This window comes from Hominifimenecus sp. rT4P-3, assembly GCF_051055405.1.
Taxonomy (GTDB): Bacteria; Bacillota; Clostridia; order Lachnospirales; family Lachnospiraceae; genus Pseudolachnospira.
The window spans coordinates 1,370,703-1,390,269 of sequence record NZ_CP167068.1 but is presented as its reverse complement, the minus strand read 5'-3'; the positions used below and the strand labels follow the sequence as shown (position 1 = coordinate 1,390,269).

Sequence of the window (19,567 nt, the reverse complement as noted above, 5' to 3'; positions counted from 1 at the left end):
CAACGGGAGAATGTCTTAAGATTTCGACAAGACATTTCTAAACTTTGTGTGAACTCCCTATAATTTGAATTAAATATTATATAATGTCATTGACAAGTTTTTGCATCGTGCTATAATGTAAGCGCTTGGCAAGATAAGAAACAGTTGTACCGTTTGAAAAAGAAAAAGGAGTTTTCATGAAAAAAAGTGTTTACAGCCTGGTTTTGATGGATGATGTGGTGGACGCCATCGACGCTATGGCTTGCCGGGTTGGGACCAGCCGCTCCAATCTGATCAATCAGATTTTAGCTGAGCATGTATCCCTGGCCACGCCGGAAAAACGGATGAAGGATATCTTCGCTTCTCTGGAAGAGTTGATGGACGAAACATTCCAAATCCAATCTCCCGCTACGGCCAGCATGCTATCGATCCGCAGCCCGCTTCGCTATAAATATAAACCAACCATCCGCTATGGGTTGGAGCTTTATCAGGCGCCGGGAAATACGCTGGGAAAACTAAGAATTTCCTTCCGGACCCAGAATGCCCAGCTAATTCAGTCGCTGAACCATTTTTTTGAAATCTGGGCTGCTCTGGAAAACCATTACCTTCACCGGTATTTTCCCACGGGAATCCACTATGAGATCTCAGAAGGCAGATTTTCCAGAGAGCTGATGTACCCCCCTGGCACAGAAGAACTTTCCAGCGAAGATCTGGGAAATGCCATTGCATCTTACATTCAAATGTTGGACGCCATGATCAAAACTTATTTTGCCGGTCTGGACGACCCGAATACAAGCGCCGTCCAGGTGGAAAACTTATATCGGCAATATCTGCAGGATAAATTCATTGTAATTTAAGGAGGTGTGACTATGAATCCTGAAAAATTTACTCAAAAGTCTTTGGAAGCGATTCAGGAAGCCCAAAGTGTCGCCATCCGTAACCAGAACGGAGCTATTGAACAAGCGCACCTGATGTCGGCTTTGCTGAACCAGACGGACGGTCTGATCCCTCAAATTTTCACCAAAATGACCGTTGACCCGAAGGAGCTGCTCGCCCACGTCGATCAGGTAATCGCCCGATATCCCAAGGTATCTGGCGACGTCAGCCAGCATCTTTCCCAGGCCTTAAACCGCGCCTTTGTGGAGGCGGAAACCCAGGCGAAAAAGATGCAGGACGAATACGTATCGGTGGAACATTTGGTTCTTGCCCTTTTGGAAGTACCGGATTCCGACATGAAGGAGATCTTCCGCACCTTTAACATCGGAAAAACGGAGTATAAAAACGCGGTAAAGTCTATCCGTGGAAACGCAAAAGTAACCAATCAAAATCCGGAAGACACATACAATGTCCTGGATAAATATGGCCAGGATTTGACGGAGTTGGCCCAAAACAGTAAATTGGACCCGGTCATTGGCCGGGACAGCGAAATCCGAAATGTGATTCGCATCCTTTCCCGGAAAACGAAAAACAATCCGGTCCTTATTGGCGAACCTGGCGTTGGCAAAACCGCCATTGCCGAAGGTTTAGCGCTCCGTATCGTGGCCGGCGACGTGCCGGATAATCTGAAGGAGCGGAAGATCTTTTCCCTGGACATGGGAGCCTTGGTGGCCGGAGCCAAATACCGCGGGGAATTTGAAGAGCGTCTGAAAGCCGTTCTGGAAGAGATCAAAAAAAGCGAAGGTCAAATCATCCTCTTTATCGATGAATTGCACACCATTGTCGGAGCAGGGAAAACCGATGGCGCCATGGATGCCGGCAATCTGCTAAAACCTATGCTGGCCAGAGGCGAGCTTCACTGTATCGGCGCTACCACCTTAAACGAATACCGCCAATATATCGAAAAAGACGCGGCGCTGGAACGTCGGTTCCAACCGGTCCTGGTGGATGAACCAACGGTGGAGGATACGATTTCCATCCTCCGTGGACTCAAGGAACGCTATGAAGTATTTCACGGCGTAAAAATCCACGATCAGGCCTTGATCGCAGCGGCAGTCCTCTCCAACCGCTATATCTCCGATCGTTTCCTGCCGGATAAAGCCATCGATCTAGTCGATGAAGCATGTGCTCTGATTCGGACGGAAATGGACTCCATGCCGACAGAACTGGACGAAATTTCCAGGAAAATTATGCAGCATGAGATCGAGGAGGCCGCTCTCAAAAAAGAGACGGATAAAATTTCTCAAGAACACCTGCAGGAAGTTCAGAAAGAATTGGCGGAAATGCGGGAGACTTTCCATGAGATGAAAGCCAAATGGGAAAACGAAAAACAGGCCATCTCCAAAGTACAAAAACTTCGGGAGGAAATCGACGCCACCAACAGCCAAATCGAACAGGCGGAGCGCAATTACGATCTGAACAAGGCCGCTGAACTAAAATACGGCCGTCTGCCGTCTCTCCGCACAGAACTGGCTGCCGAGGAAGAAAAAGCAGAACAGAATAAAAATTCCACGGATACGCTGCTAAGAGATAAGGTGACAGAGGAAGAAATCGCCCGAATTGTCGCCCGCTGGACCGGTATTCCCGTCTCCAAGCTGATGGAAGGCGAGCGGGAAAAATTGCTGGGTCTGGAAGGGATCCTGCATCAGCGGGTGATCGGCCAGGATGAAGCGGTGGAAAAGGTAACGGAAGCCATTCTCCGTTCCCGCGCCGGCATCCAAGATCCGAACCGTCCGATCGGTTCTTTCCTGTTCCTCGGCCCCACCGGCGTCGGCAAAACAGAACTGGCAAAAGCGTTGGCCCAGTCCCTGTTTGACGATGAGAAAAACATGATTCGAATCGACATGAGCGAATACATGGAAAAGTTTAGCGTCAGCCGCTTGATCGGAGCTCCTCCCGGATATGTCGGTTACGAGGAAGGCGGTCAGCTGACCGAAGCCGTTCGCAGAAAGCCCTACGCAGTTATCCTGCTGGACGAAGTGGAAAAGGCCCATCCGGACGTATTTAACATCCTGCTTCAAGTATTGGACGACGGCCGCATTACCGATTCTCAGGGCCGGACCGTGGATTTCAAAAACACGATTATCATCCTTACTTCAAATCTGGGCTCCCAGTATCTCCTGGAAGGGATTGAGCCGGACGGCGCCATCCGCCAAGACGCTTTGGACGCTGTAGATGGATTGTTAAAACAAAGTTTCCGCCCAGAATTTTTGAACCGGCTGGATGAGATCGTTTACTACAAGCCGCTCCAAAAACAAGAGATTTACCAAATCGTAGATCTGATGCTGGCAAACCTTCAGGACCGCCTGAAAGATAAAGAGCTTTCCCTCCATGTAACGAAAGCTGCCAAAGATTATATCATTGATCAAAGCTACGACCCTTCCTACGGCGCACGCCCTCTAAAGCGATTCCTGCAAAGAAAAGTAGAAACGCTGGTGGCTAAGAGAATCATCGCCGGAGACGTAGAACCAGGTCAGACGCTGACAGTCGATTACACCGGGGAAGAGCTAAAAATTACAGATAGCCGCCTATAAACCCACTTCTAAAATACACCAACGAGGAGAGTTTGTTCTTTGAAACTCTCCTCGTTTTTTGTATGCAATATCTTCCTTTTTTCTTCCGCATAATCCCGATTCATTTCGGAGATACTTCTTTTCAAGTCTTTACAATACCTTCGATTGGAAAGGAGGTCGTCTTTTGAAGTTGTCATCCATGTCCCGTTTTCCCCTGCCGGGATTTTTCTCTCACACCCAGAAACAATCCAGTCTTTTTTCCAGCTTGCGACCTGCTTTCTATTTCCTTGAAGTCGCCTTCTACTGCGTGATTGCCTGGTTCAGTATTCGTTTTGTCTTGGACAGGGCTTCTTTCCCCTATCTCCCTCAGGCACTCTCCTACCTTCGCTACGCCTCGATTCTATTCTGCTTTTCCTATGCCTTAATGGCGTCTGAAACAAAAAAGCGAAAAGAAAACGCCTATGAAAAAGCAACTCCGCTGCTGACGCAAGCCCTCTTTTTTACCGTCTGCGCCGATTATTTTCTCATATTCAGCAACTATTATCTGCCAGGAATTCTATTTTTTATTCTGGTGCAAAATACGTACCGGCGTTTTCTTTCTGCGCCCTTTGCCTACTGGTTTTGCAGCGGCTCCGCCATGATGGGGATTCTTCTGCTGGCTAGCCGCTTTTTTCCTATTGCTTTCGACTTTGTCAACGCTTTCTCTGCTTTCTACGGAGGCTGCCTCCTTGCAAACCTTTTATACTCTGCCAAAAAAGGGCCAGGCTGGTTTACGCTCAGCCTGACCCTGCTTCTCCTATGTGATTTTCACGTGGCCCTTGGCCATCTCTTTTTCTATCCTTCCGCCCTTTATCCCAGCTGGCTGATTACCTGGACCAGTCTAACGCCGTTTCTCATCTGGGGCTTCTACCTGCCCGCCCAGATTCTTTTAGCTGCCCATGCAGACGCTCAGCTGACATAAGTTCCCTTGGGCTGGACCACTTTGGGGCGATACCCCTCCCGCTCCAATGTATCTACCAGTTCCTGTTTATGCTCCGGTCCCTCTGCTTCCAGCGTAATCCGAAGTTCCACCAGATCGTTCCGATTGATGCTAAAGAACTGATTATGCTCCAGGCGGATAACATTGGCATTCTTCTCCGCAAGCAAGGAAGCCACGTTGACCAGCTGGCCCGGTTTATCCGGCAGAAGCACCGAAACGGTAAAGATACGGGAACGGGCGAAAAGCCCATGCTGTACCACGGAAGACATGGTAATCACATCCATGTTTCCTCCGCTGATGATCGAAACCACCTTTTTATTCTGAACGCCCAAATGACGCAGGGCGGCAATCGTCAGCAAACCAGAATTTTCTGCTACCATCTTATGATTTTCCATCAAATCGAGGAATGCTACGATCAACTCTTCATCTTTGATCGTAACGATTTCATCCACGTTCTCCTGAATATAGGGGAACAATAAGTCGCCCGGCGTTTTCACCGCGGTACCGTCGGCAATGGTTTTGGCGGAGGGAAGCGTTACAATATGCCCCGCCTCCATGGATGCCTTCATGCAAGCGGCGCCTTCCGGTTCCACACCGATGACTTTGATCTTTGGATTCAGCATCTTCGCCAAGGTCGACACGCCGGTACACAAACCGCCTCCGCCGATGGGAACCAGGATATAGTCCACAGTGGGCAGCTCCTTGATGATCTCCATGGCGATACTTCCCTGTCCAGTTGCCACATCCAAATCATTGAACGGATGAATCATCGTATATCCATGCTCTTCTGCCAGATGATAGGCATGTTCGCAGGCCTCATCGTACACGTCGCCAAAAAGTTCCACTTCCGCTCCATAGCTGCGCGTACGGTTTATCTTCATTAGAGGTGTCACCGTCGGCATCACGATCGTGGCCTTTACGCCAAAAATCTGCGCCGCATACGCAACGCCCTGGGCATGGTTTCCTGCGGAAGCTGTAATCAGACCTTTTTCTCTGGCTTCCGGACTCAGGGTGCTGATCTTATAATAAGCTCCGCGCACCTTGTATGCTCCTGTATACTGCATGTTCTCTGGCTTTAAAAACACCTTATTGCCAGTCTGCTTTGAAAAATATTCACTATAAACCAGTTTTGTTTCCGTGGTAACTTTTTTGACAATTTCGGATGCCTCTTCAAATTTTTCCAGTGTCAGCATTTCTTCTCCTATTCTTCTCCAAACAATGCCTCGACAAAGGCATTGGCGTCAAATTTCTGCAAGTCGTCGATCCGTTCTCCGATGCCGATATATTTGACAGGAATTCCTAGCTCCGCCTGGATCGCCACTGCGATACCGCCTTTGGCTGTGCCGTCCATTTTCGTCAAAATGATACCGTTCACATCCGCAGCCGTCATAAACTCCCGCGCCTGAGCCAGCGCATTCTGTCCAGTCGTGCCGTCCAGCACGACCAGAGTCTCCTTGTACGCATCAGAAAACTCTTTGTCCAATATCCGATTGATCTTTTTCAGCTCTTCCATCAGATTTTTCTTATTGTGCAGCCTGCCTGCCGTATCGCAGATTAAAATATCGGCTTTTCTCGCTTTCGCCGCCGCTACTGCGTCAAAGACCACTGCCGCTGGGTCTGCCCCCTCTTTTTGGGCAATAATCTCTACGCCGGCCCGGTGAGACCATTCGGTCAGCTGCTCAATGGCGCCGGCCCGAAACGTATCCGCTGCGGCTAGAATCACCTTTTTTCCATTCTGCTTCATCTGACTGGCCAATTTTCCAATGGAGGTCGTCTTTCCGACTCCGTTTACGCCTACCACCAGGACGACCGATTTTTGGTGTTCGAACTCGTATGCGTTCTCTCCCACGTCCATCTGCTGCTTAATGGTGTCAATCAAAAGCTGCTTACAGGCGGCAGGCTCCTTAATTCGCTGTTCCTTGACCTGTTCTTTCAGACGCTCGATAATCGCGGTCGTCGTATGGACTCCCAGATCTCCCATAATCAAAACTTCTTCCAGTTCCTCATAGAAATCGTCGTCAATGGCAGAAAAACCACTGAAAATCGACTCAAAACCGGAGGCAATGTTATGGCGCGTCTTGGACAGGCCTTCTTTCAGACGGGCAAACAGCCCCTTCTTTTTCTGTTCACACATACCTTTTCATTACTCCTAACCATCTATCTCTTCTCGGACACCAAATTTGGGTCTGTTAAATCTACTGAAACTAAAGCGCTGACTCCTTTTTCCTGCATGGTTACCCCGTACAGCCGGTCGCTCATTTCCATGGTACCGCGGCGATGAGTAATCACGATAAATTGCGTATGCTTTTTCAGCTTGTTCAAATATTCCGCATACCGGGCTACATTGGGCTCATCCAGAGCGGCTTCAATTTCATCCAACAGGCAAAACGGAGACGGCTTTAAGTTTTGAATCGCAAAGAGCAGTGCAATGGCAGTCAAAGCTTTTTCTCCGCCGGAAAGCTGCAGCATGTTCTGGAGTTTTTTCCCCGGCGGCTGCGCATTGATGGCAATTCCCGCCTCCAACACGTCATCCGCATCCAAAAGCTCCAAGGTACCTCTGCCGCCCCCAAAAAGTTCTTCGAATACCTTTTGGAATTCCTGGCGGATGGCTGCAAACTTTTCTTCAAACTGGCTCCTCATAGCCTCGTCCAGCTCTTCAATGATTTTCTGCAAGCTGGCTTCTGCCTCTACCAAATCCGCATGCTGTACTTTCAAAAACTCATAACGCTCTGAAACTTCCTTGTAGTCTTCAATCGCATTGACATTGACCGGACCTAATTCCCGAATTTCTGTCTTCCTCTTGCTAATATTCCGTCGAACTTCCAGGAGCGGTCCCAGATCGTCAGGCTTTTGGGCTTCTGCTTCCGAAGGAGTCATCTCATACTCCGTCCACAGGTATTCCACCTGCTTTTCCAAATGTTCTTCTAGACGCTCCGTCTGGTTTTGGAGACGAAAGGCTTCTTTATCCAAAGCGTTGACCCGGCCATTAATTTCTTCCCTGGCATCGAAAAATTTCTTTTGCTCCGCGCTGTCTGCCTCTTTGATCTTTATCTGCGTCTCAATCGTTTCCGTCAGTTGGCGCATATTTTCTTCCATGGCATGGATCTGATCTCGAATCTGCCCAATCTCCTCTTCCCGCTGCCGAATCTGGTCAGCGCCCTGACCGCCGGAAAGCAGCTCCGCCTTTTCTCCGCGGAGACGTTCCAATTCTCGATTGACCCGGAGAATATTTTCCAGCAGGAAGGCATCTTTCTGGGATAGATTGGAAAATTCTACCTTCGCGGTTTCCAGCTCTTTTGCTACCTCTTCCCGTTTCGCTTTTTCCTTTTCCAGTTTTTTCTCTAAACGCTCAATCTCTTTCTGGCAGGTCTTACTCTGATTCTCCAATGCTTCCAGGGCCTGAATCATCTCCGCTTCCTGATTTTCAATCGCGTCGATTTTTTCCTGCACCCGGCGGGAATCCTCCTCCCTGCTAAAGTAGCTGTTTTGGATGGCTGTCAATGCCTCCTGCTCCCGTTTTACGCTGAAAAATACCGTATTCTGCTGAATGCTCTTTTCTTGAATGGCTTCCTGGAGCGCTCCCAAACGTTTTCTTGACTGATCAAGCGTCTGCTCCATCTGAGCCGCCTCATTCTTGATCTCATCCTGCTGTTTCAAGATGGTTTGAATCTTTTGTTCCAGTTCTTCCATCTCCCGACGTCGTCCCAGTAAATTGCTCGAGTTTTTAAAAGCACCGCCGGTAAGAGAGCCGCCTGGACTAAGATGTTCTCCATCCAATGTTACGATGGAAAGACTATGCCGGAATTTGCGGGCAATGGACAAGGCATGGTCGATGGTATCGACAACCAACACACGTCCCAAGAGATAAGAGGCAATCCCTTCATAGGCTGCGTCCACTTGCACCAGTTTGTTGGCAACGCCCAATGCGCCTGGTTCTTTCAACGCTTCCGGGCGCGGAAAACCATCCTTGCCGTTTACACTGGAAATCGGCAAAAAAGTGGCCCGGCCCAGCTTATTTTTTTTCAGATATTCCACCAGCTGCTTCGCCGTTTCTTCCGTGTCCGTGACAATATTTTGAATTCGACCGCCTAAGGCCGTCTCCATCGCTACTTCAAATTTCTTTTCTACATGGAACAAGTCCGCAACCACGCCCACAATACCCGGAACCTGATTCTTCTTTTCCATTACCCGGCGGATGCTATTTCCATAGCCTTCGTAACGCTCCGTAATATTGATCAGCGAATCCAGACGGGATTTTCCCGCGTGATAATTTTGCTGACACTCGTTTAGCGCGATACGTTTCTGGCGAATCGCTTTTTCCTGTTCGGCACAGAATGTTTCCAGCTTCTGCTGCTCCGAACGCAGGCTTGCCAATTCTCCTTGTATCTCCTCAAGCTGAGTCTTCAGGCTGTTTACCTGCTGTTTCTTCTCTTCTTCCTCCGTTTTCGCCGTCAAAAGATATTGGTGAAGTTCGCTGCGTGTCAGCCGCGTCTGTTCCAACTGGGTCATGAATTTCTGACGGTTAGCGCCGATTTCCGCCTTTTCATTGAGGCCGGCGATGATCTGCTGCTTCTTTGACTCTGTTTCGAACTCTAAGGCCCGTATGGAGTCGTCTACATCGGTAACTTTACTCTCTAAACGGCCCAAACGGTCGTCGGCCCGATCTAACTGCTGGTTTAACTCGCCTTTTTCCGCAACAAAAGTTTCTTTTTCACCGGTTCTGGCCTTGATTTCCTCTTCGATGGAACCAACTCGTTCCTGCAGATGCTCGTCCTGTAATTTCGCCGTACGAATCTGTTCTTCCAGAACTCGAATTTTTCCTTCCAGATTTTCCTTCTGGACCTTATCCTCGCTAAGCTCGCTCCGGCGGGCTTCTATCTCCCGCTCCAAGGCTTCGTTTTTCTCGGTCAAAGCCTCATACCGTTGGCGGAGCGCATCCGCCTCTTCCCGGCATTTTTCCAGATCGCCATTTACAACGATTAGGTTCTCTTTTGCTGTCGCAAGTTTTCCATTCCACTCCGTGGATTCCAGAAAAAAGGCTCCTAGCTCGTAGGACTTTAGCTCTTCCTTCAGCTTCAGGTATTGCCTAGCTTTTTCCGACTGCTTTGCCAACGGTCCCACCTGCTTTTCCAGCTCGCCCAAAATGTCGCTGACACGAACCAGATTTTGCTGTTCATCCTCCAGCTTTCTCTGCGCAATGGTTTTTCGCTTCTTATATTTGACGATTCCAGCCGCCTCGTCAAACAGCTCCCGCCGGTCTTCCGGTTTTCCACTCAAAATCTTATCAATCTGTCCTTGGCCAATAATGGAATAGCCTTCTTTCCCAACGCCGGTATCATAAAACAACTCGTTGACATCCCGGAGCCGGCAATTATTTCCATTGATCAAGTATTCGCTCTCGCCGGAACGATAGACACGTCTCGCAATCGTTACTTCGTCATAATCGATCGCTAACATGTGATCCGAATTGTCGATGGTCAGCGCCACCGAGGCATACCCTTGCGGCTTCCGATTTTCTGTTCCGGAAAAGATCACGTCCTGCATGTTGGAGCCGCGAAGCTGCTTGGCGCTCTGTTCTCCAAGCACCCAGCGTACTGCGTCCGCCACATTGCTCTTCCCACTGCCGTTTGGTCCAACAATACCCATAATTCCAGGGGAAAATTCCAGGACAATTTTATTGGCAAAGGACTTAAAGCCCTGGGCCTCGATTTTCTTTAAGTACATAATTCACTCCTATTGTCCCAGTTTGCGGATTGCCTCGTAGGCCGCTGCCTGTTCCGACAATTTTTTATTTCGTCCGGTCCCCACGCCGGCTTTCTTCCCCTGAATTTTCACACAGGAGGTAAATACCTTGCAATGGTCTGGACCTTCTGTTTCCAACAATTCATAGGAAAGCTCTCCTAATTCCTGTCTCTGAACCAATTCCTGCAGGATAGTCTTGCTATCAAAAAAGAGTTTTTTATGTTCGATGTCGTTTAAAATAAAACGCTCCACAAACTCTTTCGCATTAGCAAAACCACCATCCAAATAGATTGCGCCAATGACTGCTTCCAGCGCGTCGGAGAGCAGCGACGCTTTTTCCCGTCCGCCTGTGCGCTCTTCTCCATGCCCCATCAGTAGTTCTTTCCCAAGGGCCAAAGTCTCCGCACAATCCGCCAAAGTCGGCTCACAGACGATACTGGCCCGCAGTTTTGTCAATTCTCCTTCCGGAAAATCCGGATACTTTTCATATAGAAACTGGCTAGAGGAAAGTTCCAGCACCGCATCCCCCAAAAATTCCAGCCTCTCGTTGCACTCATGCCGGCTCATATGATGCTCATTGACATAGGAACTGTGCATCAGGGCCTGGCGCAGCAAAGCCCTGTTCTGAAACACATATCCCATTTTTTGTTCCAGTGTTTCCATCCGACACTTCCTTTCTTACGGGGAACGGCCGCCTGCATGCGCAAGCAGCCGTTACATCCGCTTTTTGGCAATCGTCTTAATCTCAACCGTTTACTTTCCGAATTTCTTCCATTGCATCGCCTACGGTCTTGATGTTCTCCGCTACCTCGTCCGGAATCTCCACGCCCAGCTCATCTTCTAACTGCATGATGATCTCCACGCGATCCAGAGAATCCGCGCCCAAATCATCCTCAAAGGACTTCTCCGGGGTGATTTGCTCCGGTTCAATCTTCAACACAGCGGCAATGATCTCCTGAATTTTTTCAAATTCCATTTCGATACCTCCTTTAACCTTCTTTTTTTGCCAATATCGATTCGATTTTCTCGGTTATATGCTGTTCTTTAAATGTGATGCACTGCAATATGGAATTGCAGATCTCTTTTGATTTGGAGCTGCCATGGGTCTTTACCACCAGGCCGTTGAGCCCTAGAAGCGGCGCCCCGCCATATTCGCTGGCATCCAATTTCTTTAGTGTCCTTTTCAGCGCCGGTTTTACCAAAAGAGCGCCTAATTTGGAGCGAAAACTGCTCATCATGCTCTCTTTGATCATCCCTACCAAGGCCCCCGCCGTACCTTCGTAAAGCTTTAAAATCACATTTCCGGTGAACGCCTCGCAGACAATCACGTCCGCATAGCCATTGGGAATTTCTCTCGCCTCTATACTTCCGATAAAATTGAGATCTGTACATTCTTTTAAAAGTGGATAGGTTTCCTTTACCAGCGCGTTTCCTTTTTCTTCCTCAAGCCCCACGTTCACAATGGCGACACGGGGAGATTTTACTCCCATCACATGCTCCATATAGAGGGAGCCCATCCGTGCAAACTGAATCAGATGACTGCTGCGGGCGTCTACGTTAGCGCCGCTGTCAATCAGGAGGGATACCCCTTTGGTCGTGGGAATAAGCGTAGCGATAGGCGTCCGCTCGATTCCGCGAATGCGTCCTACCACCAGTTGACCGCCCACCAAAACAGCGCCTGTACTGCCGGCAGAGACAAAAGCGTCCGCATTTTTCTCTCTCACCAACTTCTCGCCTACTACAATGGAGGAATCTTTCTTTCTGCGGATAGCGTGTACCGGAGGTTCCCCTGTCTCAATCACCTCGGCAGCGTTGACCACGGTAAGACGTTCCTTGTCATAGGTATACGCTGTCAGATGCTTCTTTACTACTTCTTCCTGCCCAACCAGAAAAACCTGAACTTTTTCACTTTTGTTTACTGCTTCCACCGCGCCTTTTACGATTTCTTCCGGTGCGTTGTCGCCGCCCATCGCATCGACGGCAACTCTTGTCAACTCTTCCATATATTACTCCTAATGGTGATCTACAAAGGGATTATTTATTCTGTGTTGATTCGCGCTACGCTACGTTTTCTTTGAAAGTTGATTGCTTCGTCCTTCGGACTCTCGCAATCCCTTCCCCGTATTCGCAATCCGGGCTATCGCCCTACTTGCTCATACGGGTCAGTCCGTCCGATATCCATACGTAGAACCATGCTGCCATGGTTCTACGTATGGCTGCCGTCCGGAACTTTCATAGTAAACTATACTAAATCCCGGCGCAGAAATCAATCATTTCTTCGCAATTTTACGAGCGATATCCGTCTGGATTCGTCGACTGCCATCTCCAGGAATCTTCACACATTTCTTCAATGCCATAAGTTGCCGTCCAACCCAGTTCGCGTTCTGCTTTAGAAGGATCAGCGTAGCAAGTGGCGATGTCTCCGGCTCTGCGGGGTTTGATCTCATAAGGAATCTGCTTTCCGCACGCTTTTTCATAAGCTTTGACGACTTGAAGCACGCTGTAACCATTGCCTGTCCCTAGATTGTAAATGCTGACGCCCTCTTTGTCTTCCAGCCTCCTGATCGCTTTCACATGTCCTATCGCCAGATCTACCACATGGATATAGTCCCGTACGCCAGTCCCATCCGGCGTATCATAATCATTCCCAAACACGCCGAGGCAGGGAAGCTTTCCCACCGCCACCTGGGCGATATAGGGAACCAGGTTATTGGGAATCCCCTTCGGGTCTTCCCCAATCCGCCCGCTTTTGTGTGCGCCAATCGGATTAAAATAACGAAGTAAAACCACGTTCCACTCAGAATCCGCCCGATGCAAATCCATCAAGATCTGTTCCAACATTCCTTTGGTCTGGCCGTAAGGATTTGTAATCTCGCCTTTCGGACACTCTTCCGTAATCGGAACAAAAGCGGGATTTCCATAAACGGTGGCCGAAGAGCTAAACACAATATTTTTGACACCGTGCTGACGCATCACGTCGCAGAGAACCAGCGTGCCGGTTATATTATTATAGTAATACTCCCACGGCTTTTCCACCGATTCTCCGACGGCTTTTAGGCCGGCGAAGTGGATCACCGCGTCAATTTTTCTCGCGTCGAAAATTCTGTTTAACGCTTCCCGATCCAGCACGTCCGTCTCATAAAAGGTCAGGTTTTTTCCCGTGATCTCTTCCACTCGATCGATGGCCTTTTTGCTGGAATTACACAGGTTATCGATGACAATCACTTCATACCCTTCATTTAACAGTTCCACGCAGGTGTGGCTTCCAATATAGCCAGCGCCGCCCGTCACTAAAATCGCCATTCTTTCCTCCTTATTGTTGCCTGTATCTGAATTCTACAGAATATGATTCCTCTTTTCTTCCCCACAATATCCGTGGTCATAAATATCTCTGTCCACAGTTCTATCTACTTCCATAAGGATAAACTTCTTCTACGATCTCGTCAAGCATAAAATTAAAAAGGCTATCACTGAATTTCACTTTCAGGACAACCTCTCACCAACAAGTCAATGTACAAAACTTTGAACCAAACGTATTCCGCTACATCTTCCAAATTCAAATATCATTTATTATGTTTCCAAACTCTTCCGTGTAGTGATAATAATACAAGGTTCTATGCCAGTAATCTTCACCCAGTCCAAATGCGAAGAACTCTACTTCCTCACCCTCCGGGCTGCCCAGAGGAAAAAATGCCAAAGAATCATAGGATTTTCCTTTGTAGTCTATACGCGGAGTTTCATATTTACAGTATACCACCGCCGGATATTCACAAAAGGGAACCTCCCCGTCAAGCGCCATCAGAAAATAAATCGGAGATTCAGGTTTTTCTCCCAGGGGATTTAATCCCCAATTTGTTTGAATTTCCTGCAATATTTTTTCATATACTTCCTCTGATTGATCGATTTCCCTTTTATTTCCATATTGTTCTAAGATAATTTGATCCGGATCCATGAATTCATAAACAGATATTTTATCCTCTTCACGAGTATTTCTTTCCTGCTGGCATCCGGAAAAAAGAATTGCCATACCAATCATCATAAACACCACTTGTTTTTTCATTTTCCCTCCCTGCTTTATCCTACGCTGCTCCTGCCGTATATCTTCCGCTAGAAGGTGATACAGTTTTATTCCGGCAAAGCCAAGGGCATAAATCCCGAAACAGGACTTTGCCCTTGGCTCAAAAACTACCCGATCAATTTTGTATCTATCCCATAAATGCTGTAGGAATCGCTCCCATAATATTTGGCATATTTCTCATACGTCTCCGCCTTTGCCTTGAGAGCCGCATAGCTGGTGGTACGGCCCTGCGCCAGATAGTAGTACACACGGTTCGCATAATAGTGGATTCCATCGCTGTCCGTGCCCGCGGTAATCGTATCTTTAAATGCCAGGGACGAAGATACTCCCAAGCTTTTTAAAGTGTCCTGCATATTTGAATTTGCGGCAACGCTGCACGCTTCAAGAAATACAAATTTCAGATTCGACAGAGAGCTATATTTGGATTGGATCTCACTGTACGTAATCCGAATATTATTCGATGTATCTCCAATAGAAAACCTCCCTGCAGAACCGTGCGTCAGAATGTGAAAGACTTTGCTGGAGCCGAAAGCATTTAGAACTGTGCTTTTACTCGAATTCGAATAGCGCACTGCGCTGTATTCCATCCCACTCAGCCGGCTTTTGATGGACGAAGTGCTTCCCGGCCCCAAGCAATCGCCTCCACCCGTAAAATAATAAAGCTTCGCCGCTCCCGTAACCGCATGTAGCTCCTGCCCATATCCAAACAAAAGGCTAAAACACATCATAACGCTAAGTAAATATTTCCCTATTTTTCTTTTTTTCATGCTGTTTTTCTCCTCTTATTCAGGTATAGTTGTTCGCATTCTCTACAATCTCTCCCGTCTGTATATCTACTAATATTTCAAAATAGAATGGAAACGGATCGTTTTCTTCCAATTCATAGGATAGCGTACATATCCAACAATGCTTTTTATAATTAGGGGCATAAAACCGCTCGCAATTTAATTCTTCCGCTTCTAACGTGATATTCTGAACTTTATTCGGAACGCGTCTTTTGATAAACGATTCCGCCTCATCCTTCGCCAGCTTCCACGCCTCATCCTTCGAAATCACGGTCAGATCAATCGCCTCATTTATGATGTCCAAATTGTGGAAAAACGCGCTGAACAAAGTTCCGTCGTACAAGTATATAATGCTGGCCGCCGGAATCCTCTCTCCGTCTTTTACATAGGTATAGTCGATCGTATAGGACAGATGATCGCTCGCTTCCTGCACAGTTTTCTCGCAGTTTTCCAGCACGCTTTCCTCCTGTGCATGCTGCAACAGCCCGTCCGCCGCTTTCAAAATCTCTTCTTTCTCCAACGCCTGGGCCTGAAAATCGATATCCGATATCTTTTCAATCTTTTTCAGCCCGTTCATCGCGGAATCATAATAATAGTGAAACGTTCCGTCTGTAAACTTAGACAATCCCGCGTTTAATTCATCCGAACTTTTGACCACGCCCTGATACTTGAGAGTTGGAACCTCTCCCTTTTCCGTAAGAGATGTATATGGCACCACATCAGAACATTCCTGCTCCATTTCCTGAATTTTTGCCGCTTCTATGCTTCGATTCATCCCGATGACAGAAATGATTCCAAAACTAATCAATACTCCTGTTAAAATCCAAAGAAACCGTTTTTGCATATTACCTCCTTTTCTCTTTATCCCTGGTTTTAAAACCATTTATTCAAAATGTCCGCAAAACTTTCCTTATTCGATTCTCTCATCTCCTTATTTTCCCAATGGAATCACCTCCATCCCTTTTTTGAAGTACATGATTGCTATTCTTATCTTTACAAGATTTACATTTTACGTTTATTCAGATATCATACTACCCCTCTGCCTTATTTATAAAAAACAAATTTCGTGGATTCTGTTCAAAGAAAAATGGATGATGCTTGGGCTGCTAACTCTGTTACGTCCTGCTAAAAGTCCTAAAAGTGAAGATGAGATACCAATAGATGCTAGAAATTAATAATTACTAATGTTGAATTTTTTTAATTTTATTTTATATCATTTTTATTTAAATGTCAATCTACAATTTACGTTTAAATTTTCTTTTTTTATCTTTTTTACTTTATTATTTACCGTTAATTTTAGAAATTATTATCCTATAAAGTTCCCGCCGCCCGAAAGGACTCGCTTTACTTCTCAGATTCCGAAACTCTACAGAATATTTCGACCCGTTTCCCACAGAGCCCTTTTGACAATCGAATCCGATGAAATAAAAAGGACAGAATATTTTGCACTTCCTCCGAAGCCATACAAAATATCCCGCCCTATTTTCCTATCAATGCCTTACCATCTGCCTATCAAAATAATTTTTCCACTCCTACTCAGGGTACTACAATCTCCCCCGCCACCGCGCAGGCCGCAGCGGTCTTCGGCGACGCCAGGAAAATCTCCACCTTTGAGGTTCCCATCCGTCCGAGGAAGTTCCGGTTATTGGTGGCCACCACCCGCTCGCCGTCGGTCAAAATCCCACCGGTCCGGCCGCAGCAAAGGCCGCATCCGGGATGCGTAACGATAGCGCCCGCCTCCGTCAATATGGCCAGGGTTCCATTTCCCAGCGCCTCCCGGTAAATCTTCCGGCTGGCCGGCGTCACGATCAGCTTCACAAAAGGAGCCACTTTCTTTCCTTTCAGGATCTCGGCAGCAGCCATCAAATCCTCCAGCCTTCCGTTGGTGCAGGAACCGATAAAGACCTGATCGATCTTCGTCCCCGCCCATTCCTTAACCGGATGAATATTATCTACCTGGGACGGACAGGCCAGAACCGGCACAAAATCTTCCGCCCGGTACGAAATTCGACGCACATAGGCGGCGTCCGGATCTCCCACCAAGGTGGTCTCCGCTTCCGTCAAGGCAATCCCGCAATATTCCGCCGTCTTTTGATCCGGCGTAAACAGCGCGCATTTCGCGCCGCCTTCGATGGCCATATTGGCCATGGTCATCCGGCTGGCCACAGACATATTTTCCACGGTGCTTCCGGCAAATTCCAGAGCCTGATAAGTCGCTCCGTCCGCTCTTAAGTCCCCGATCAGCCGCAAAATCACGTCCTTGGAAGTCACATTCTCCGGGAGCTTTCCTTCGATCTCCACCCGGATGGTCTGAGGTACCTTCACCCAGAGCGTTCCGGTTCCCAGAATGCTCGCCATCTCGGTATAGCCAATGCCGGTAGAAAATGCCCCCACGCATCCGTAGGTGGTGGTATGGCTGTCCGTTCCAAATACAATATCTCCCGGCTTTACATAGCCTGCCTCCGTCATCAACTGATGGCAGATACCGTCGGAGCGGTGTACGTGAGTCATGCCGTATTTTTCCGCAAAGGCATCGCCAATCCGGAAATGCCTGGTGTCATCCACCTGGCTGGCCGGTACCAAGTGATCGTAAATCAACACCACCTTATCCGGATCCCAAAGTTTGGAAAAGCCCATCTCCTCAAATTTTTCCGCCACAAAGGGGATGAAAATATCATGGATCATGACCCGATCCACATTTACTGTCACAATATCGCCAGCTTTCGCCTCACAACCGGTATTTCTCCCAATAATCTTTTCAATAATCGTCTTGCCCATGGGTTCCTCCTACTCCAGCCCGTTTTTCTTGCGCATTGCTTTTACCAGGCCGCCAGCCTCCAAGATCTCCAAAAGATTCTGCGGCAGGGATGCAATGGGAAAAGTCTGCCCGTTCGCGGTGATTGCTTTTCCAGGCTCCACCTGAATCAAATCGCCTTCCCGCACGGCTTCCTGTACGCCGTCATTCTCGATTAGAAGCAGCCCATTGTTGATGGCGTTCCGAAAAAAGATCCGGGCAAAGGACTTGGCGATCACGCAACGGATTCCCAGGGCCTTTATAATCTCCGGCGCCTGCTCTCTCGAAGAACCGCAGCCAAAATTCTTTCCCGCTACAATCACATCCCCAGGCGCAATCTGCCCTGCCAGCTCCGGGCGCAGCGGAGAAAATGCGTATGGCTTCATATCGTCAATTGTCTTTAACGCCAGATATTCGGTAGGAATAATGATATCCGTATCAATATCATCCCCCAATACCCATACCTTGGCTTCCAATGCTTCTGTCATGGTATTCCTCCTGATTTCCGCTCTACAGCCGATCCGCCGTTGTAATCTCTCCGGCAATGGCGGACGCCGTTACCGTAGCCGCCGACGCCAGATACACCTGGCCGTTCGGATGTCCGGCTCTTCCCTTAAAGTTTCTGGTTCCCGTACTGATCAATACTTCGCCGTCTCCGATCACGCCCTGGCAGCTTCCCCAGCAGACGCTGCAATTGGCGTTCATCACAATCGCACCAGCTTCCATAAATATATCGATCAAACCTTCCTTCATGGCATCCTGATATACTTCATTGCTGGCCGGTACTACCAGGAAACGTACCTGAGGATGTACTTTTTTCCCTTTTATGAGAGCCGCGCCAACGCGCAGATCTTCCAGGCGTCCATTGTTGCAGGAACCTAAGAACGCTTCGTTGATCTTCACACCCAGGGATTCTTTTGCCGGCACCACATTGTCCACAAAATGAGGCTTTGCCACAATCGGCTCTATGGTATTCAGGTCGATGGTATACTCTTTGGCAAATACCGCGTCCTCATCGCTGGTAAACACGGCCTTCGGCTCGCGTCCCCGCTCCTTTAAGTAGGCCATGGCCACTTCATCCACTTCCATCAGCGCGGTTTTCGCGCCGGCTTCCACGCAAAGATTGCAAATGGCAATCCGATCTCCCATGGTCAGATTTTTCAGCCCGTCTCCGACAAATTCCATGGCTTTATAATTCGCCCCATTGGCGCCGATCTGCCCAATGATGGTCAAAATCAAATCCCTTGCATAAACGCCGTCTTTCAGTTTTCCCGTCAGATGAAAACGTAGGGTTTCCGGCACCAGAAGCCATGATTTTCCCGTCACCATCGCATAGAGATAGTCCGTGCATCCCACGCCGGTGCCGAAAGCGCCCAGCGCGCCATAAGCACAGGTATGGCTGTCCGCCCCAAAAATCAACTCGCCGGGACGCACATAGTTCTCCATCATAATTTGATGACAGACGCCTTTTCCCTCCCAGAAAGCGATTCCATGTTCTCTGGCAAAGTCGCGCATCTTTTTGTGGGAAGCCGCTGTTTTTACACTGTCCGCGGGGATATTGTGATCCACAATCCAAACCAGCTTATTGACATCGGCAATCCGGGGATGCTTCAACTTCTGGTTATACATATCGATGGTCAGATGGGTGGTGCCGTCGTTGCTCATCAGACGATCCAATTCCACGGTATGAATATCGCCTGCCTTTACCTCTTTTACTCCGGCTGCCGCCGCAATGATTTTTTCCGCTATTGTCATTCCCAT

At 48.2% G+C, this 19,567-nt stretch carries 16 protein-coding genes; 3 read left to right on the top strand and 13 right to left on the bottom strand.

Annotated elements, in window-relative coordinates; genetic code table 11:
- The first annotated feature begins 176 nt into the window (after window positions 1-176).
- The 3 genes from ACCC71_RS06435 to ACCC71_RS06425 all read left to right on the top strand — a co-directional run bounded on the left by ACCC71_RS06435 (window position 177) and on the right by ACCC71_RS06425 (window position 4,389).
- Window positions 177-836 carry a hypothetical protein gene (locus ACCC71_RS06435; RefSeq protein WP_434311595.1) on the top strand — a complete coding sequence of 220 codons (660 nt, stop codon included), beginning with the start codon at window positions 177-179 and terminating at the stop codon, window positions 834-836.
- A 12-nt stretch (window positions 837-848) separates the two neighbouring features.
- Complete coding sequence (gene clpB / locus ACCC71_RS06430) at window positions 849-3,449, top strand: ATP-dependent chaperone ClpB (RefSeq protein WP_434311594.1); 2,601 nt, start codon at window positions 849-851, stop codon at window positions 3,447-3,449.
- Window positions 3,450-3,612: 163 nt separating this feature from the next.
- Window positions 3,613-4,389, top strand: coding sequence for a hypothetical protein (locus tag ACCC71_RS06425; protein ID WP_434311593.1), 777 nt, complete (start codon window positions 3,613-3,615; stop codon window positions 4,387-4,389).
- Here the strand turns inward: ACCC71_RS06425 and ilvA are convergent.
- The 13 genes from ilvA to ACCC71_RS06360 form a co-directional block, all read right to left on the bottom strand.
- Window positions 4,377-5,600, bottom strand: a complete 1,224-nt coding sequence (gene ilvA, locus ACCC71_RS06420) for a threonine ammonia-lyase (protein WP_434311592.1) — start codon at window positions 5,598-5,600, stop codon at window positions 4,377-4,379. The two genes, ACCC71_RS06425 and ilvA, sit on opposite strands and share 13 nt — an antisense overlap.
- 8 nt (window positions 5,601-5,608) lie before the next feature.
- A complete protein-coding gene (gene ftsY, locus ACCC71_RS06415; protein WP_434311591.1) occupies window positions 5,609-6,541 on the bottom strand; it encodes a signal recognition particle-docking protein FtsY in 933 nt (310 codons plus the stop codon).
- A gap of 23 nt (window positions 6,542-6,564) precedes the next feature.
- Complete coding sequence (gene smc, locus ACCC71_RS06410; RefSeq protein ID WP_434311590.1) at window positions 6,565-10,131, bottom strand: chromosome segregation protein SMC; 3,567 nt, start codon at window positions 10,129-10,131, stop codon at window positions 6,565-6,567.
- A 9-nt stretch (window positions 10,132-10,140) separates the two neighbouring features.
- A complete protein-coding gene (rnc, locus tag ACCC71_RS06405; RefSeq protein WP_434311589.1) occupies window positions 10,141-10,812 on the bottom strand; it encodes a ribonuclease III in 672 nt (223 codons plus the stop codon).
- 82 nt (window positions 10,813-10,894) lie between these two features.
- Window positions 10,895-11,125 (bottom strand): acyl carrier protein, encoded by a 231-nt coding sequence (gene acpP, locus ACCC71_RS06400; RefSeq protein ID WP_434311588.1) that lies wholly within the window; start codon window positions 11,123-11,125, stop codon window positions 10,895-10,897.
- A 13-nt stretch (window positions 11,126-11,138) separates the two neighbouring features.
- Window positions 11,139-12,152: a phosphate acyltransferase PlsX gene (gene plsX / locus ACCC71_RS06395; RefSeq protein ID WP_434311587.1), complete on the bottom strand. Its 1,014-nt coding sequence runs from the start codon at window positions 12,150-12,152 to the stop codon at window positions 11,139-11,141.
- A 283-nt stretch (window positions 12,153-12,435) separates the two neighbouring features.
- On the bottom strand, window positions 12,436-13,452 hold the full coding sequence (gene galE, locus ACCC71_RS06390) for a UDP-glucose 4-epimerase GalE (RefSeq protein WP_434311586.1): 1,017 nt from the start codon (window positions 13,450-13,452) through the stop codon (window positions 12,436-12,438).
- Between the two features lie 253 nt (window positions 13,453-13,705).
- Window positions 13,706-14,209, bottom strand: a complete 504-nt coding sequence (locus tag ACCC71_RS06385; protein ID WP_434311585.1) for a hypothetical protein — start codon at window positions 14,207-14,209, stop codon at window positions 13,706-13,708.
- Window positions 14,210-14,334: 125 nt separating this feature from the next.
- A complete protein-coding gene (locus ACCC71_RS06380; protein WP_434311584.1) occupies window positions 14,335-14,994 on the bottom strand; it encodes a hypothetical protein in 660 nt (219 codons plus the stop codon).
- A gap of 19 nt (window positions 14,995-15,013) precedes the next feature.
- Window positions 15,014-15,856, bottom strand: a complete 843-nt coding sequence (locus ACCC71_RS06375; protein ID WP_434311583.1) for a hypothetical protein — start codon at window positions 15,854-15,856, stop codon at window positions 15,014-15,016.
- A 692-nt stretch (window positions 15,857-16,548) separates the two neighbouring features.
- Window positions 16,549-17,790, bottom strand: a complete 1,242-nt coding sequence (locus tag ACCC71_RS06370) for a 3-isopropylmalate dehydratase large subunit (RefSeq protein ID WP_434311582.1) — start codon at window positions 17,788-17,790, stop codon at window positions 16,549-16,551.
- Window positions 17,791-17,799: 9 nt separating this feature from the next.
- Window positions 17,800-18,294 carry a 3-isopropylmalate dehydratase gene (locus ACCC71_RS06365; RefSeq protein ID WP_434311581.1) on the bottom strand — a complete coding sequence of 165 codons (495 nt, stop codon included), beginning with the start codon at window positions 18,292-18,294 and terminating at the stop codon, window positions 17,800-17,802.
- A 22-nt stretch (window positions 18,295-18,316) separates the two neighbouring features.
- The gene (locus tag ACCC71_RS06360; protein ID WP_434311580.1) at window positions 18,317-19,567 is read right to left on the bottom strand and encodes a 3-isopropylmalate dehydratase large subunit; all 1,251 of its coding nucleotides are present in this window, start codon (window positions 19,565-19,567) and stop codon (window positions 18,317-18,319) included.

What these genes read in the sequence shown, in the direction of transcription:
- galE (WP_434311586.1), bottom strand. Translation starts at nt 13,452, where the DNA reads ATGGCGATTTTAGTGACGGGCGGCGCTGGCTATATTGGAAGCCACACC.
- ACCC71_RS06360 (WP_434311580.1), bottom strand. Translation starts at nt 19,567, where the DNA reads ATGGGAATGACAATAGCGGAAAAAATCATTGCGGCGGCAGCCGGAGTA.
- acpP (WP_434311588.1), bottom strand. Translation starts at nt 11,125, where the DNA reads ATGGAATTTGAAAAAATTCAGGAGATCATTGCCGCTGTGTTGAAGATT.
- ACCC71_RS06370 (WP_434311582.1), bottom strand. Translation starts at nt 17,790, where the DNA reads ATGGGCAAGACGATTATTGAAAAGATTATTGGGAGAAATACCGGTTGT.
- ftsY (WP_434311591.1), bottom strand. Translation starts at nt 6,541, where the DNA reads ATGTGTGAACAGAAAAAGAAGGGGCTGTTTGCCCGTCTGAAAGAAGGC.
- ACCC71_RS06365 (WP_434311581.1), bottom strand. Translation starts at nt 18,294, where the DNA reads ATGACAGAAGCATTGGAAGCCAAGGTATGGGTATTGGGGGATGATATT.
- ACCC71_RS06435 (WP_434311595.1), top strand. Translation starts at nt 177, where the DNA reads ATGAAAAAAAGTGTTTACAGCCTGGTTTTGATGGATGATGTGGTGGAC.
- ACCC71_RS06375 (WP_434311583.1), bottom strand. Translation starts at nt 15,856, where the DNA reads ATGCAAAAACGGTTTCTTTGGATTTTAACAGGAGTATTGATTAGTTTT.
- plsX (WP_434311587.1), bottom strand. Translation starts at nt 12,152, where the DNA reads ATGGAAGAGTTGACAAGAGTTGCCGTCGATGCGATGGGCGGCGACAAC.
- ACCC71_RS06380 (WP_434311584.1), bottom strand. Translation starts at nt 14,994, where the DNA reads ATGAAAAAAAGAAAAATAGGGAAATATTTACTTAGCGTTATGATGTGT.
- ACCC71_RS06385 (WP_434311585.1), bottom strand. Translation starts at nt 14,209, where the DNA reads ATGAAAAAACAAGTGGTGTTTATGATGATTGGTATGGCAATTCTTTTT.
- smc (WP_434311590.1), bottom strand. Translation starts at nt 10,131, where the DNA reads ATGTACTTAAAGAAAATCGAGGCCCAGGGCTTTAAGTCCTTTGCCAAT.
- ilvA (WP_434311592.1), bottom strand. Translation starts at nt 5,600, where the DNA reads ATGCTGACACTGGAAAAATTTGAAGAGGCATCCGAAATTGTCAAAAAA.
- rnc (WP_434311589.1), bottom strand. Translation starts at nt 10,812, where the DNA reads ATGGAAACACTGGAACAAAAAATGGGATATGTGTTTCAGAACAGGGCT.
- clpB (WP_434311594.1), top strand. Translation starts at nt 849, where the DNA reads ATGAATCCTGAAAAATTTACTCAAAAGTCTTTGGAAGCGATTCAGGAA.